The organism is Limosilactobacillus sp., from assembly GCF_022482365.1.
Classification (GTDB): domain Bacteria; phylum Bacillota; class Bacilli; order Lactobacillales; family Lactobacillaceae; genus Limosilactobacillus.
On sequence record NZ_JAKVPE010000001.1, the window covers coordinates 1,669,238 to 1,684,196 of the forward strand.

A 14,959-nucleotide genomic window follows, 5' to 3' on the forward strand; every position below is an offset into this window, starting at 1 on the left:
GTTAGGTTTATTGAAGGGAATAGATATTGTTTAGTTTTGAGAGCATAAGCTCTCACCCGAGAGGGTAGTGTGGTGATGATGGCTTGAAGGATACACCTGTTCCCATGCCGAACACAGCAGTTAAGCTTCAACACGCCGAAAGTAGTTGGGGGATCGCTCCCTGCGAGGATAGGACGTTGCCACGCTAATGCTGACTTAGCTCAGTTGGCAGAGCACCTCACTAGTAATGAGGAGGTCGGAGGTTCGAGCCCTCTAGTCAGCATAAGTTACACTTTATAAGTGTTCAGAAGTCTTCATGTCAGGTTGTTAAAAGCTTGATATGAAGGCTTTTTTGATACTTCTGATATTAAAATGAATTCTTTTTATATTGATCTAAATTACACCTCAGACACAATATCAGACACACTGGACGAGAAGAACAAAAGTTGTGTGTCTGAAAAATTAGAAGGGGCCTCGACACCTGATATATCAGCATTTATAAGCTAATTGTCAGTGTGTCTGGTGTGTTGAAAATCAATATTACGATATGATTGACTGTTGGCTACCTTATCGTCATTTGATAAGGTAGTCATTTTTTGTTTCTTTTTGATGATGCAAAAAGAAATGCTGAAATCCAAACAGAGCAGTCAGTTTGGTCGTTGTTGTTACTTATGGCGAAATCATAAGTAAATCAGATATGAAATCTCAAAAATGACCTTGAATGTCAATCTCGAGGTACTCATTTTTGAATGTAATATCTGATCGCTCGACAGGGTGCAGGGAAGCCTCGCAGGCTCCTCGCCAAGCTATAATTCGTATTACAAACTTGTTTGATATTACGAATTTAATTGCTTGCAAGTTCGTTTGTTCTTGTATTATAATATAGTTGAATAATTGGTCTAGACCAATACAAAAAACAAACGAACCCGACGAAATGAGGAATTTAGTCAGTCGTTGTCACGAGCACGTGAAGACTGAAAATTTCTTTTGCCGTCAGGCAAACTGAGGAGGTCAAGAACGAATGAAGCCATTGAAAAATAAATTGATTCAAACTCGCCTAAGTGAAGATGAACTTGCGGATTTTGAAGCAGTGAAGCATGAGCTAGAAATTGCTGGAAGTTCCAAGGCGATGCGGCAGATGATTCGAGATGAGAAGCTATTAATGCAAGCTAAGAATAACTGGCAAAAGGGCAAGTATGACGCGGTAACGATTTTAGTTCAGCAACTGAATGATCAAGGGCGGTTGCCATTAGTCGAAGCGTTATACGGCTTGACAAATACTAGTACATCAACCGAATTGAACCTTGTACGGGATCAATATACTGACATTCAACAGCAACTCGAATCAATCATGTATGCCGTGACCAAGAGTGGAAATAATCTGAATCAAATTGCCCATGTATTAAATGCCGCTAAGCAACAGGCAGAACAAGAAGATGATGACTTAGCTGACGATGATTTGTGGCAGTGGGTCGCTAAGCAGTTGGTTGAAAATAGCCAAATTTTGACTGACCTGCGATTAGAAATTAATAACCTTAAACATGATACTAGACGTGACAAACAGGAGGGCGGTGGTGAAGTTGTCAGTCCTGGAAACACACTCGTGTCGTAGTAGCTATAGAAGATTACAATACCTATTTCAGGAGCCACCACATAGCTACCGGAAGACATCACGAAGGGTACTTGCCTGCACTGGATTTAATATAAAGCTACTACATGATCCGGATGGCAATATTTCAACGACCCAAAATGGTGGATACCTAGAAAAGCAATTCAAGGATAACTTAAAGAAAGCTCACAATCCCAAACGAACCTACCAAGCACAAACATTGATTGTCTCATTTTCACCTGACGAGTTTGATACGAAAGACCTTAACCTACAAGCCAAACAAGCCTTAACGCTAGTCCAACACTTTGTCCACCAACATTTTTCTGACGCCCAATCCGTAATTGCAGTTCAGGCGGACGGTCAGGGCGGCAAGCTTCATGCTCATGTTGTTTTCAATACAGTCAAGCCAAATGGCAAAACCATTTCTACCAGCCGCTTTAACATACATCAACTACGAACCAACTTTGACCATGAAATGAGTCAGAACTACCAACGAGTAACTTGTCATAGTTGGACCAACCCCATACATAACCAACAAAAGCGGCAAGACGCTAACAATTTAACCACACGATCTGAATGGCAACAGAACTTAAAACAGATCATCACCCAAGTTAAGAGCGAAGTAGCTTCACTTAAAGCCTTTATTCAGCGATTAGGCGAACAAGGAATAACTGTGACTGACCGTAAAAAGAAAACGTCTTGGACCTACCATCAAATGGTCGATGGTAAAGAGTACAAAGTCCGAGATTTTTATCAACGGGTGAATAAGCAAACCGGTGAAGTACTGTCTACTCGTGGCCTGGGCCAGGAATTTACGAAGAGTTATTTAACAAGTTACTTTAAACAGAAAGAAAATGAAGAGGAGGAAGATACCAATGACAGAAAAGAAAACGACAGACTCGAAAAAGTCCGAACAATGGCAAGAGATGCTAAGATTAGGATTGCTAGACAACAACGCCTCAATCAGCTCAACCGACAGCGAAGTGAATCCGCTCAAGCTCGGGAGCAGAAACAAAGATCTATCAAAGAAGCTCGACTATCTGATCGACGAGACAGCAAAGCAAAACGACGTCAATCAAGTGTCGAAGAACGTCGACAACTTGAGCAACAAGCTCGACGAAAAAGGGCAGAAACTCAAAGATCAGCTGACGGACCAGAACTCTAAAGTCGTGAAGGCAGTGGCAGACGCCCGGGCGATTGGGTATGCTGATGGTATAGTTGACCGGGTTGACGCAATAGATCAGAAAATGCAAGGCTTAGAGGCTGACATTAACTTGCGAGAACAAAACTTGGACCAAAAAACTCAAGAATGTGTTGCTAAAGTGGCAGACCTTAACCAAGTTGGAAAGTACCTGGAACGATATACACAAGTCGTTAATAATCGCTTAGTGCCAACAATGCGTAATTTGATTTTGGCAATGAAAAATGGCATCACGCACCACACGGAAGACGTGGCTAAAGATGTTTATGAGCAGTTTAAGATGGATACTAATTTAACAGTTCAAGAGGTTATCAAACAAGCTGTAAGTCAGAATTTTGACAAAGAACGCAAAAAGACTGAGGGAGCGAGTGCCAGTGCCAAACTTAGTGCTAAAGCAAGTCAACAAGCAGTAAGGCAAGTCTCAGCAATGCTTAACGAGTTTATAAAATTTTTAGTTCTGTTTGGTATTGAGCTTGTTATCTTAGGGGCAATCGTAGCAGTAACCCCCGGCTGGCCAAAATTGTTAGCAGCACCAATTGGGCTGCTGTTAGGCGGCGTTATTGATTGGAAGATTTATAAGAACGGGGGCTGGGGCTAATGTCTTTCGATGTTGAGGTAATGAGTGACCAACAATTGGATGAATTGCTCTTAAAGCCAAAGAAGATTCCAACTTGGCGACTTGTCAATACGCAAAGTGAACGCGAGAAGAAGCGTATTCGGCAAATGGAGCGGCATAATAAGCAATTGGAAGCTGCTAGGTTGTATCAAAAGAAGAAGCAACGAGCACGATTATTGGCGACTAAACGTAAACAGGAAATGCAACGGCAAGAGCATCAAGAACGAATGAAACATAAGAAAAAGCCGTCAAATGAAAAGGATGACGGCTTGGAATTATAGTCATATAAACAGAAAGGCCGCCCAGCCTGCGAAGGCCAGACGGTCGCCAAAGTTGCTAACTCATGCTATAATATAGCTGTACTAAAGAAATATTATATTCAATAGTTGGGCTGATAAGTTTAGCAAGAGCGCTTCTATTCTGGTGTACTGCAATACACCACCAGCCAAGCGCAACAGAGTACACCCTCAAGGGGATCAGCTCCTAAGTTGACATCTTGTGCATTGGTGGTCGCCAGTGCACATTTTTTATTTTACCATGATTTAACAACTGGTGTTGTATCCGATTTTTTACGCAGGATTTAATTATTGCGTAGTTTGCGTTTTAATAAAAAGTCTCGTCAGTGGGGAATTATCTATGTAATTAAAAAACGGCCCTATTGGGGAAGACCCCAATTATACCAGTTTATGTAATTTATCATTATAGAAATGAAACGGCAAGCAACATTTTGTTACTTGTCGTTTTTGTTATTTATATCAGTTGTTGATGCTGTTTTGATTATTTCAATAAATAATTTTGACAATTGTTCACTCGTACTATCTTCGAGCATATCTAGTAAGTTGAAAAGCTTTTGTTGGTAAGGGTTTAGTTTTATTGCTTTGTTTTTATAACTGCCACTAATAAGTTCATCAATACTAACCTTTAAAGCATTTGCAATTTTAAGAAGATTAATTGCACTAAAATTTTTAACTTCACCACGCTCTATTCGTGCCATATAGTTCGAAGACACCCCAGCTAATTCTGCTAACTGTTCTTGACTTAAGTTTAATTTTCTTCGTTTTGCGGCTATATTTGTGCCAATTTTATGTATATGGCAGATTGCAAGAAATAACTTGAACGAATTTAATGACGTAAATTAAGCAGGAAGATCTCGATTGGTGTGCGCCAGTTAAGACATTTAAGTGGCCGGGAATTCAGATACCAATTGATTTGAACCAGCTGGCGATCGCTCAGCTCTTCAATAGCTTGTCCCTTGGGAATAAATCGTCGCAAAACTCGGTTACGGTTCTCATTACTACCGCGTTCATGTGGTGAATAAGCATGGGCAAAATAAACCGGAGTACCAGTTTGCCGTTCAATTGTCTGATAGTTAGCGAACTCTTTCCCATGATCCACGGTCAGCGTCTTGAGCTTGTCTTGAAGTTGACTAGCTAGTTCAAGTACGGCTTGAGTCATAGACTGACTGTCGCGGCCATGGAGCCGTTTAACAATTGTCAGGCGACTCTTACGCTCCACAAAAGTAGCCACAGCTTGACCTTTACGTTTGCCAGAAAGTACGGTATCAGCTTCAAAGTGGCCGAACTCCTGGCGAGTTTCGACTTTATGAGGACGCTCCTCAATGGAGCGGCCGTGACTGAACGTACCACGCTTTTCTTTAGCACGATGACGACGAATTCCATGATCAGGCAAATCGGGTAGCTGTACATCAAGCCAGCCTTGATCAATCCAGTTATAGACCGTCTTGTAGGCAATCCCAACCACATGGGCAACTTGTTCAGGGGACCACTTCTGGACTTGAATCTTTTCCTCGACCAAGTGTTTAAGGTTTTTAGTGAGCGAAGACTTCCGCCCCCGTTGACTAACCTTTTGTTCAAAGTCAGTTTGCGCTAGCTCAGCCTGGTACTCACTATTTAGCCGGTGAAGTTCGTTAAAGATGGTGGTCTTACTAAAGCCTAAGTAGTTAGCGATGTATCGCAAGGAACGTCCTTCATTATGAAGTGTTTCAATGACAACACGGTTCTGGAATGATAAAATAGTGGTGCTCATCAAGGCCCTTCTTTCTAATGGATTGTACGGTAACACCATTAAAGACCTTGATGGGTTTTTCTGTCCACTTAAATGTTCAACTTAAATTTTACAATCTACCATAATGATAAATTTGGGGTGGTTGTATTAGTCGGTAATAACACGTATAATGAATGTGATTCAGGGAGAGCTATTATTATCGGACATAATTTATCGGACATAATCACATCTCTGGGTTAATTTACTAAATTTAGTTTGTTATTTTTAGGAGGAATTTTCCATGAAGAATAATGTAATGCATTATAAGATGTACAAGGCTAAGAAGAACATCGTCTTCGCTGGTCTTGCTACCACTGCTGTTTTGGCAGGCCTGACCCTTTCTAACGTTAACAATACTGCTTCTGCTGCTACTACTTCTGCAGCTCCAGCTAGTGCACAAGTAACTAGTGACTCCACTGCATCATCATCAGCTGCTACTACTTCATCAGCTACTAGTGACTCCACTGCATCATCATCAGCTGCTACTACTTCATCAGCTACTAGTGACTCCACTGCATCATCATCAGCTGCTGCTAGTTCCGCTGTTGCTTCAAACGCTGTTTCCGCAGCTAACGCTAAGGTTACTAGTAACAACGCTGCTAACTCCAGCGCTATTGCTACTAACTCCGCTGCTGTTAAGAGCGACGCTGAAAACCCTGTTCCTGCTTCCAGCAACACTACTGACCCTAAGGCTGCGGTTTCCGAAGCTAACCAACTGACTAGCCAAGCTAAGCAAATCACTGACAACACCGCTACTGCTTCTCAAAACTTGAGCAACGCTAACGCTACCCTTGCCAGTGCTTCCGCTAACGTTACTAGCGCTACTGCTGCTTACTCCGCTGCTAAGAAGGCTGCTGACGCTGCTTCCTCTAACGCTAACGCCGCTGATGCTGCTTACACTGCTGCTAAGAGCGCTGCTGAAGCTGCTAACTCCGCTGCCGTTGTTGCTCAACAAAAGGCTAACGCTGCTGGCCAAACCTACACCACTGCTTCTGACGCTCTGGTAAAGGCTAACAAGGCTGCTTCTGACGCCCAAGCTGCTGCTAACGCTGCTGGTGAAAAGCTTGAAGAAGCTAAGGCTGCCCAAACTAAGGCTGAAGCTGACTTAGCTACTGCTCACGACGCAAACATTACTGCTATTGACAACTACAAGGCTGCTTCAAATGCTGCTAGTGACGCACAAGTTGCTTACAACAACAATGCTTCTGTTCAAAACTACACTGCTGCCCAAAACGCTTACAGTGACGCAGCCGTTGCTGAGAGCACTGCAGCTGCAACTTACAAGAAGGCACTCTCTGACTGGCACGCAGGCAACATCAGTGATGTTGAATGGAATCAAGCACAAGATGCATACCAAGCAGCAGTTGATGCATATGCTACTGCAGAACAAAACATGACTAATGCAATGCCAGAAAATGTTTACAAAGCTGCTCAAGATGCTGAAAGTGCTGCCGCTGCCGCTTACAAGAAGGCACTTTCAGATTGGCATGCAGGCAACATCAGTGATGCAGAATGGAACCAAGCACAAGATGCATGGCAAAACGCTGTTGACACTTACGCTGTTGCTGAAAAGACATACAACGATTACAAGAGTCTTGGCGAAAAGCTTAACACTGCCAACGATAATCTGAAGGCTGCTCAACACCAAGTAATCGTTGCGCGGAACAACTACCAGGCTGCTGCTGATGCTGTTAAGACTGCTAAGGCTAACGTAGCTGCTGCTCAAAAGGCCTTCGATGACGCACGTAACGCTGAAACCGCTGCTGACGACGCTCAAGCCGTTGCTCAAGAAGCCTTCAACAAGGCTCAAGCTGCCTTTGACGAAGCACGTAACGCTGAAACTAAGGCTGACGATGCTGCTAAGGCTGCCAACGACAAGCTGGCTACTGCTACTAAGGCTTACGACGATGCTGAAAACGCTCTGACTAAGGCTGACGAAGCTGTTGAAGCTGCTCACCAAGAAGTTCTGACTGCTAACCAAAACCTGAAGGACGCTCAAGCTAACGTTGACGCTGCTCAAAAGGTTGTTAACGAAGCTGCTGCTAACGCTGCTAAGGCTTCTCAACTTCTTCAACAAGCCCAAGACTTACTGAAGAACATCAACTGGAACCAAAACAACAATGGCAACAACGGTGGTAACCAAAACAATGGTGGCAACACCAACAACGGTGGTAACACCAACAACGGTGGTAACACCAACAATGGTGGTAACACCAACAATGGTGGTAACACCAACAATGGTGGTAACACTAACAATGGTGGTAACACTAACAATGGTACTACTAATGGTAACAACGGTGTTGTAAGCGGCGGTGCTGCTAACAACGGTGCTACTGTTAAGGACCATGTTATCCCTTCAAAGCAACCTGTTGCTGCCTTACCACAAACTGGTAACGAAAACAGCGCTGCAGTTGTTGCCCTTGGTGCCGTTGCTGCTATGTTCGGTCTTGGTCTTGCTTCCAAGAAGCGTGAATTCTAATTAATCTTAATTTAGAATTGTAACCCAGTAGATTTATAAAATTATGTTCGGACTATTAAACCCATTTGCCATTTAGCAATGGGGTATAGAAAACCGGGGTATCTGTCAACTGGTATTGATGGATGCCGACACCTCCCACTTAAATGTGAGAGGTGTTTTTTTACGCAAACAGACAATCAATTCTTAAAAAGAAAAATTCTTGATTGGCAAACCCATAACAAGAGCGCTTTAAGACTTTGATCTTTCGGTTAATTCCTTCAAGAGGACCATTGGAAAATTCATACTTAACACTATTGATAACTGCTTTGAGATTCTTACGCAGAGTAGAGATAGTTGTGTCCATCTCGGTTTTAGTGGTTTGGTAGTCACGAATAGCTGATATCAATAGGTCGCTATCGCGACCAGCGATTGCCAGGGTAATATCTTGATAAGTGTCATAAACGGCTTTGAATCTGGGAAACTTACTAGTAATTAGATCAACGGCATTTTGGCGAGTCATATACTCATTGATGCCGAGTAGATAAACAGGCTTTTCAGGTCTTAAAGTGGTTGCCTTTTGATGAAATAGGCGCCACTGTGACTTAAGAATGCGGTATTCGCGACTGTGTTTGTCTAGCGTCTTAAGTAGACTAATGCGACTATTATCAAGGGCGCGACCGGCCAGTTGGACGATGTGGAAACGATCAATAATAATTTTAGCGTTAGGAAAAAGGCGATAGATAAAGCTTTGATACTGAGCATTAAGATCAATGACTACTGATTGGACTTGGGCACGTTCCTGCTTAGAATAACGATTTTCAAAGTAATTGATAATCGAGGAAGATAGCCGATCATAAAGCTTAACGACTAATTGATGGGTTTCGCTATCACAACAAATAAAGGACATCGTTGACTTAGTGGAACGAAACTCATCAAAGCAAAGATGTTTAGGAAGCTTAGCCATGCGATAATGTGGTTGAACCCGTTCAATGATAGTTCGTCGAACGCTACTAGGGGAGCAGTGACATATTTTGGCAATCAATTCACCATTAAGGCCCTGCTTAACGAATTGCATAACCTGGCTTTTAAGCTTTTTAGATAGGGTGTGATTTTCTTTGGTTAGGCTGGTAATAGCACCAAAGGTGCTATTACAGCATTTACAGTAGTACCGTTGTTTCCAGAGAATTAATTCATAGCGAACCCCGTCTAAACTAGCTAAGCGAATATGGGTTTTACGGTAACCATTTCTAACGACTTTAGTAAAACCACAATTACGACAACGCGTAATTGGATACGTTAATTTAGCTGTAATTTCTCTAACGGTTTCAGGGCCAATTTTCTTTTCCTCAACAGTTTGAACTTTAATATTGGGGTCTTTAATTCCAAGGACATCTAAGATAAAATGATTTTGGGACATTTGCATAGCCTTCTTTAACATGATTTTTGTGGTGAATTGATTGTACAACAGGGCACGGCAGATGTCCTTTTTTGTGTACAAAAAAACTGGTATTGATTTTCATCAATACCAGAAAGTGTAGACCCGAAAACCGGTAAGGGCTTGTCTCTTACCGGTTTTTGTTTTAAGGCCCGAAATGTCAATTTAAGTTAGAGACCTAAATTTCAAGAATAAGTTAGCCACTGGACTCAAATAAATAATACTGACCAATTGATTATTGGTTGATGGAGCTGTGATATCTCTTGGTAGAAGGCCTTACGATAGATATCCATTGACGAATGTCCATTAAACATAGCTCGTGGATAGTGATTCATCCAATCATTAGTCGCTATGATCTGAGCACTACTATAGTTATTTATAGCTTCACCTTTGGTAATCTCCTTGCGGAGAAACCGGTTATTGATCTCATTGGATCCACGTTCCCAAGGGGAATACGGATCAGCATAGAAAACATGATCGTGAACTTGTGTTAACTCACTAAATTCTGAACCGTTGTCAGAGGTTATTGTCTTAAAAATGCGATAGTAAGCATCTGTGCCCATTTTCTGGCGCAAATTTATAAAGAACTGATTTACTGCATGCGCAGTTTTACCAGCAATTTTACTCGTGATATTAACTCGTGAAAGGCGATCAGTCATTACTAGTACAACACTGTCATTACCGTTTTTCTGTCCCTGAACTGTATCCAGTTCCCAATGGCCAATTTCGGACCGTTGGTCCGCAGTTTGAGGTCGTTGAGCAATATTAGGCCCTAAGCACCTTTTAGCTTGCGGATGAGTTTGATGATGCTTACGTTTAGGTTTTTCAAAGAGGTCTAAATTGGACGTACGAAGCACACCCTCATTAATCCATTGATATAAAGTTACAACCGACTTTGGGATCAGGGTGCCATCATTCATTAAATCTCGAGCCTTATAAATAACCGCTTGTGGGGAGTAATGGTGGTCGTCAAACTCACCAAGCATTAGCTGATCAGCTAATCGTAAAAATTGCTTTGAAGAATAATATAAGCGACGACGACCAGAATGGCGGTGATGTTCAAGATATGTGGCCTGACCAGCTTCATAACTATAGATGTAGTAAGAATATTCGTAAATCTTACCATTAGATTTTTGACGACGAAGTTGGCGGACCGTACCACGGTTGAGCTCGTTATTAATTGTTTGATGATTAACTCCTAATTGGCGACCAATTGCGCGATTGGAAAGTCCTTGCGACTTTAAAGTCGCAATCATCACACGTTCTTCTTTAGTAAGATGAGCATTCTTTTTATGAGTAGTCAATAAAATAGTAGACATGGTATCATTTAAGTGCGTCATTTGACGGACATCCTTTCATATAGGTTTGGTTCACTTAATATGATACCTGATGTCACGCCGAATGGCGTTTTTTATTTACCACCAACTGGGTGGCTAACTTCATTCTATAATCTACCAGAAGAAAACAAATAGAACTGTTAGCAGCAATGGCTTTGACTGGTAATTATTTCCCACTAATCTTATTATTAGTAAGTAGAAAATGCATAGCTAGAAAGGGAGGTTAAAATGACGTTTAAGCAACCACTCGCCGACTTAATGCGGCCCGTCTCGCTGGAGCAAATGGTCGGGCAGGAACATTTGCTTGCCCCGGGGCGACCGCTCTATCAGATTATTAAAGAACACCTGGCGGTCAGCCTGCTGCTCTGGGGGCCACCTGGATCTGGCAAGACGACGCTCGCCTATGTAATGTCGAAAACGCTCCAGCTGCCCTTTGAAAAATTCAACGCATCCATTCAAAACAAGAGCCAGCTGCAGAAGCTAGTCGACCGGCACCCAGATGAAAGTTTTGTTCTCTTGCTGGATGAAATTCATCGCCTGACGAAGCCCATCCAGGACTACCTGCTCCCTTACCTTGAGAATGGCCACATCTTGCTGGTGGGGACGACCACCGAAAACCCGATCATGGCGATCCAGCCGGCGATCCGCTCCCGGTGCCAAATCTTTGAATTTTATCCGATTTCTGCCAGCAAAATTGAACCGGTGCTGATGCGGGCGGCCAAGGAACACTTGGACTTCACATTAACAGCGGAGCAGGCCCACGCGATTGCCAACAGCGGCAACGGGGACGTCCGCGTTGCCCTAAATATCCTGGATACTCTCCACGCAATGCACCCGAATGAATTGTCGATGAAGGAGATCGCGGAGTTTGCCCGCAACCAGCACTTCGCCTTTGACAAGGATGCGACCAAGCACTACGATTACCTGTCTGCCTTTCAGGATTCGATCGAGGGCTCGGACGCGGATGCGGCCCTTTACTACCTGGCGGTAATCCTAAAATCTGGTGACCTGGAATCGGTCGTTCGCCGGCTCAAGGATGCAGCCGCGCTAGACGTCGGCCTGGCTGATCCGGCACGCGCCACCCAGGTGATCACTTTGGCAAATACCGCCCTGGAGATCGGTCTCCCGCGGGCTTCGACCCACGTAGCGATGGCAACCATCCTGTTGGCGGTGGCGCCACGTTCCGATTCGGCGATGCAGGCCTATTACCAGGCGGTGAAGGATGCCGAGCACCCGACGAATCATCCGATGCCAAAGTACCTGCAGGATTCGCACTACCAGGGAGCGGGCAAGTTACGCGGGGCGGGGGAGATGCAGAACATGTTTGACCTGCCGCACAAGATTGCCCGCCAGGAATACCTGCCCAAGGATTTGGTCGGCAAGCATTACTATGTTCCGGCACCGAACCGGGCGGAACAAAAGCTTTACTCCCAGTACCAGGCTCTGTTCAGGTATATCTATCAGCGGCCCTTTGTCCCGACCGAATTCCCAGATCACTTTGAGCACTTCACGAGCAGCCACATTAAGTAGCAGTCATCGGAAAAGCTCCAGCTTGGCGAAATCAAGTTTGACTTGCGTGCGACGTCGCCAAATGCGTTCTAAAGTAGTGCTCGTAACGTTCGATATACCATTCGTCATAGGGACGATTGTTTGCTAAGTAAAAGCTCTTATTCTGCTTCATGATGTACCCAATCAATGGGGCGTTATCGAGCGGCATTGGTGGTCGCTTTTGTGGTGCGGTCAGCAATTCGATCTTCGTCGGGTATTGAAGCCGGTAATCTTTGCTCTTGGCATTGCAATACCCCTTGTAGTAGGTGCCGACCCGGGCATTGAAGGCTAGCTGGTCGCCGGGACGCAGCTCGCCCAGGCAAAGAAACTGCTTGCCATAGTTAAACCAGAGATGATTGGTGATCAGCTCGCCGGTGTCAAGCAAGCGGATGTTAGTCAACAAGATCGTCGGCTTGAAGGTCTGGTAGACGCGCTTATAGCCGGTGCGGGCAAATTCACCAACAAATCTTTCGCGGGTAGCGGCGCCGATATTCTTGAGTGATTTTCGCATACGATTTTCTCCTTTAAGCATTTGGGCGTGGGGCCCCTACTGTTTAAAGACGTAAAATAATCAAAATGTTACGAAATTTTTTGTGGAGCAAGGAAATTATCTAAAATTAAAGCTGCCATTTTCCACGCTGATCTTTTTCAGTACGGGAAATGGCGGCTTTAATTTTACTTATTACACAAACTCTTCCCGTTCAGCAATTACCCCGCAAACTGTAAAGCAGACGATGATAATTACAAGCAGGGTCAAGCTGACCGACCAGTGCTGGCCGAGCACGGACAATTTTCCCGTGACCAGCGGGCCCAAAGCCGCGATTAAATAGCCACCCGACTGGACCATCCCCGAAAGGTTGCGCGTCTCGGCCACGCTCCGTGCCTTGAGGCTGAATAACGTCATCGCCAGCACGAATGTCGTCGTTGTCCCCATTCCCAGGAAAAGCGCGGCGCAGACGTAGTAAACAAAGGAGCTTAGCGGGAAAAATAACATTCCGACCCCGATTAGGGTGATCGCTCCTGCCAAGGCCATGATAGGTTGCCGATTTTTCAGTCGGGTCGTAATGACCGGAACCAGGAAAGCAAACGGCATCGAAAATAGCTGGAACAGTCCTGCGACCAGGCTCGCCTGATCACTGGTCAGGCCGGTGTCCACCGCGATGGTCGGCAGCCAGGTCACAATGCTATAGAAGACAAAGGATTGCCCGCCGAAGAATAGCAATAGCCACCAGGCATTCGCGTTTCTCCACATGTTTTGTCCCCGCTCATCCTGCCTCAACTCCTCTTCGCGCCGGTTATAGCGCAGGTTCGGGGCCCAAACAAGTGCGGCCACGAGGATAATGATGCTGATGATAATGACGGCGGCCTGCCAACTGGTGGCATGGGTAATTGGCGTGATGGCGTAAGCCCCGATGGCCGCGAAGAGGGTGATTGCAACGTTGTACATTCCAGTGACGCTGCCGATTTTTTCGGGAAGCTTGTCCGCGATGATTGTTGGCAAAAGGACGTTGGCACAGGTGATCGCGGCACCTACCAGAATTGTCCCAATTATTAGTGCAGCGAGGTCAAAAACGCGGAGAAAAGAACCGCTGACCATGACGATCATCGCCAGCGCGATCGTTAGCTCGTTGCCGATGCGCCGTGCCACTGCGGAGATCATCGGTGCGAGCAATCCAAAGCAGAGCAGCGGGATCGTGGTTAAAATCCCCAGGCTGGTCGGGGTGACGTTAAAGGACCGAGCAATCTCTCTGATCACCGACGGAACTGCCGTGATGGGCATTCGCATGCAGATGCCCAGGAACAGAAAGCCGGGGACTAAAAATGGGCTGTGGTGTTTCATCTTCTTCAAAAAAATCATCCTTTCGTTAATTAATCAACATTTTGAGCAGCTGGCGGTAGTCATCGATTCCACCCGGCTGGGTCTTGTCTTGGGGATGGTACCAAATACTATCAATCCCGACCTGCCTAGCGCCCACGATGTCTGCCTGTCTGCTGTCACCGACCATCACAATGCTGCTTTGGGCATCTGCCGGCAGCTGGGCTAAGAGGTGGGTAAAAAATTCCGGCGCTGGTTTGGCCGCCCCCAGTGCCTCCGAAGTGAAGACGTTCGCAAAACTGTCAAGCAGTCCGGCCCCGGTCAGTCGTTGAACTTGAACGGCCTCTTCGCCATTGCTGCCGACGAAGAGCCGCACCCCACGCTGGCGCAGTTGTCCCAACAGGTAGTGACTGCCGGGAATGACGCGGTAGTTTTGCGCCAGGGTTGCCGCATACTTAGCCTGCAGCCGGGTTCCGTTGACGTGCTGGCCGTAAGTTGCCAGCAGGGTGGCGAAACGGTGGTTGAACAGGGGCGTGCGTGGGTGGCCCGCCTCGATCTGCGCCCACACGCGCTGGTTAATCTGTTGGTACCGGCGTAGTCCTCCTTCCACATCCGTAATGCCGTGGGCGAGCAGGATTTGCCGCACTCCTTCCCGTTCCCCGGCATGAAAATCCAGGAGGGTTCCATCGAGATCAAAAATAACGTTGCGATACATTGCTGTGCTCCTTTCTAGACAAAAAAGAGCACCCTCATCGGCCGAATTTCCGGCCCAATGAGGATGCTCATCAGTAACATGACGACTAATTGTCGCTATTGGAATTAGTAATCGTAAATTTATTCGTATTATACATTTTGAAGATTGAAATTGTCAAAGCCTATTATGGGTTCTTGACTAA

At 45.2% G+C, this 14,959-nt stretch carries 13 protein-coding genes, 1 tRNA gene and 1 rRNA gene; 8 read left to right on the plus strand and 7 right to left on the minus strand.

Annotation, left to right across the window (positions count from 1 at the left end; all coding sequences use genetic code 11):
- The first annotated feature begins 68 nt into the window (after positions 1 to 68).
- From rrf to LKE23_RS07840, 6 genes are all read left to right on the plus strand, one after another.
- Positions 69 to 185, plus strand: a 5S ribosomal RNA gene (gene rrf / locus LKE23_RS07815).
- A gap of 4 nt (positions 186 to 189) precedes the next feature.
- Positions 190 to 262 (plus strand) — tRNA-Thr (locus LKE23_RS07820).
- Positions 263 to 1,000: 738 nt separating this feature from the next.
- Positions 1,001 to 1,591, plus strand: a complete 591-nt coding sequence (gene mobC / locus LKE23_RS07825; RefSeq protein WP_086142742.1) for a plasmid mobilization relaxosome protein MobC — start codon at positions 1,001 to 1,003, stop codon at positions 1,589 to 1,591.
- On the plus strand, positions 1,554 to 2,753 hold the full coding sequence (locus LKE23_RS07830) for a relaxase/mobilization nuclease domain-containing protein (RefSeq protein WP_225358214.1): 1,200 nt from the start codon (positions 1,554 to 1,556) through the stop codon (positions 2,751 to 2,753). The genes mobC and LKE23_RS07830 overlap by 38 nt, the downstream gene beginning before the upstream one ends.
- Positions 2,689 to 3,387, plus strand: a complete 699-nt coding sequence (locus tag LKE23_RS07835) for a hypothetical protein (RefSeq protein ID WP_291976794.1) — start codon at positions 2,689 to 2,691, stop codon at positions 3,385 to 3,387. The genes LKE23_RS07830 and LKE23_RS07835 overlap by 65 nt, the downstream gene beginning before the upstream one ends.
- Positions 3,387 to 3,686 (plus strand): hypothetical protein, encoded by a 300-nt coding sequence (locus LKE23_RS07840; protein WP_225358213.1) that lies wholly within the window; start codon positions 3,387 to 3,389, stop codon positions 3,684 to 3,686. The genes LKE23_RS07835 and LKE23_RS07840 overlap by 1 nt, the downstream gene beginning before the upstream one ends.
- Before the next feature lie 449 nt (positions 3,687 to 4,135).
- On the opposite strand, the gene LKE23_RS07845 is transcribed toward LKE23_RS07840, so the two are convergent.
- Positions 4,136 to 4,504: a helix-turn-helix domain-containing protein gene (locus LKE23_RS07845; RefSeq protein ID WP_366512174.1), complete on the minus strand. Its 369-nt coding sequence runs from the start codon at positions 4,502 to 4,504 to the stop codon at positions 4,136 to 4,138.
- 23 nt (positions 4,505 to 4,527) lie between these two features.
- On the minus strand, positions 4,528 to 5,451 hold the full coding sequence (locus LKE23_RS07850; protein ID WP_152720014.1) for an IS30 family transposase: 924 nt from the start codon (positions 5,449 to 5,451) through the stop codon (positions 4,528 to 4,530).
- A gap of 259 nt (positions 5,452 to 5,710) precedes the next feature.
- Between LKE23_RS07850 and LKE23_RS07855 the strand changes: the two genes are divergently transcribed.
- Positions 5,711 to 7,948 (plus strand): KxYKxGKxW signal peptide domain-containing protein, encoded by a 2,238-nt coding sequence (locus tag LKE23_RS07855; protein WP_291976795.1) that lies wholly within the window; start codon positions 5,711 to 5,713, stop codon positions 7,946 to 7,948.
- Between the two features lie 160 nt (positions 7,949 to 8,108).
- Here LKE23_RS07855 and LKE23_RS07860 read toward each other — a convergent pair whose 3' ends face one another.
- Positions 8,109 to 9,344 (minus strand): ISL3 family transposase, encoded by a 1,236-nt coding sequence (locus LKE23_RS07860; RefSeq protein WP_291976796.1) that lies wholly within the window; start codon positions 9,342 to 9,344, stop codon positions 8,109 to 8,111.
- Positions 9,345 to 9,571: 227 nt separating this feature from the next.
- Positions 9,572 to 10,702: an IS30 family transposase gene (locus tag LKE23_RS07865; protein WP_291976173.1), complete on the minus strand. Its 1,131-nt coding sequence runs from the start codon at positions 10,700 to 10,702 to the stop codon at positions 9,572 to 9,574.
- Between the two features lie 225 nt (positions 10,703 to 10,927).
- On the opposite strand from LKE23_RS07865, the gene LKE23_RS07870 reads away from it, so the two are divergent.
- Positions 10,928 to 12,229 carry a replication-associated recombination protein A gene (locus tag LKE23_RS07870; protein ID WP_291976797.1) on the plus strand — a complete coding sequence of 434 codons (1,302 nt, stop codon included), beginning with the start codon at positions 10,928 to 10,930 and terminating at the stop codon, positions 12,227 to 12,229.
- Between the two features lie 31 nt (positions 12,230 to 12,260).
- Here the strand turns inward: LKE23_RS07870 and LKE23_RS07875 are convergent, their stop codons facing one another.
- The 3 genes from LKE23_RS07875 to LKE23_RS07885 form a co-directional block, all read right to left on the minus strand.
- Positions 12,261 to 12,758: a hypothetical protein gene (locus tag LKE23_RS07875; protein ID WP_291976798.1), complete on the minus strand. Its 498-nt coding sequence runs from the start codon at positions 12,756 to 12,758 to the stop codon at positions 12,261 to 12,263.
- Between the two features lie 171 nt (positions 12,759 to 12,929).
- Positions 12,930 to 14,105, minus strand: a complete 1,176-nt coding sequence (locus tag LKE23_RS07880; protein WP_291976799.1) for a CynX/NimT family MFS transporter — start codon at positions 14,103 to 14,105, stop codon at positions 12,930 to 12,932.
- 7 nt (positions 14,106 to 14,112) lie between these two features.
- Positions 14,113 to 14,778: an HAD family hydrolase gene (locus LKE23_RS07885; protein WP_291976800.1), complete on the minus strand. Its 666-nt coding sequence runs from the start codon at positions 14,776 to 14,778 to the stop codon at positions 14,113 to 14,115.
- Positions 14,779 to 14,959 lie beyond the last annotated feature (181 nt).

Excerpts from the sequence above, each read along its gene's own strand:
- mobC (WP_086142742.1), top strand. The coding sequence starts at position 1,001 with ATGAAGCCATTGAAAAATAAATTGATTCAAACTCGCCTAAGTGAAGAT.
- LKE23_RS07840 (WP_225358213.1), top strand. The coding sequence starts at position 3,387 with ATGTCTTTCGATGTTGAGGTAATGAGTGACCAACAATTGGATGAATTG.
- LKE23_RS07850 (WP_152720014.1), bottom strand. The coding sequence starts at position 5,451 with ATGAGCACCACTATTTTATCATTCCAGAACCGTGTTGTCATTGAAACA.
- LKE23_RS07855 (WP_291976795.1), top strand. The coding sequence starts at position 5,711 with ATGAAGAATAATGTAATGCATTATAAGATGTACAAGGCTAAGAAGAAC.
- LKE23_RS07860 (WP_291976796.1), bottom strand. The coding sequence starts at position 9,344 with ATGTCCCAAAATCATTTTATCTTAGATGTCCTTGGAATTAAAGACCCC.
- LKE23_RS07865 (WP_291976173.1), bottom strand. The coding sequence starts at position 10,702 with ATGACGCACTTAAATGATACCATGTCTACTATTTTATTGACTACTCAT.
- LKE23_RS07870 (WP_291976797.1), top strand. The coding sequence starts at position 10,928 with ATGACGTTTAAGCAACCACTCGCCGACTTAATGCGGCCCGTCTCGCTG.
- LKE23_RS07875 (WP_291976798.1), bottom strand. The coding sequence starts at position 12,758 with ATGCGAAAATCACTCAAGAATATCGGCGCCGCTACCCGCGAAAGATTT.
- LKE23_RS07880 (WP_291976799.1), bottom strand. The coding sequence starts at position 14,105 with ATGATTTTTTTGAAGAAGATGAAACACCACAGCCCATTTTTAGTCCCC.
- LKE23_RS07885 (WP_291976800.1), bottom strand. The coding sequence starts at position 14,778 with ATGTATCGCAACGTTATTTTTGATCTCGATGGAACCCTCCTGGATTTT.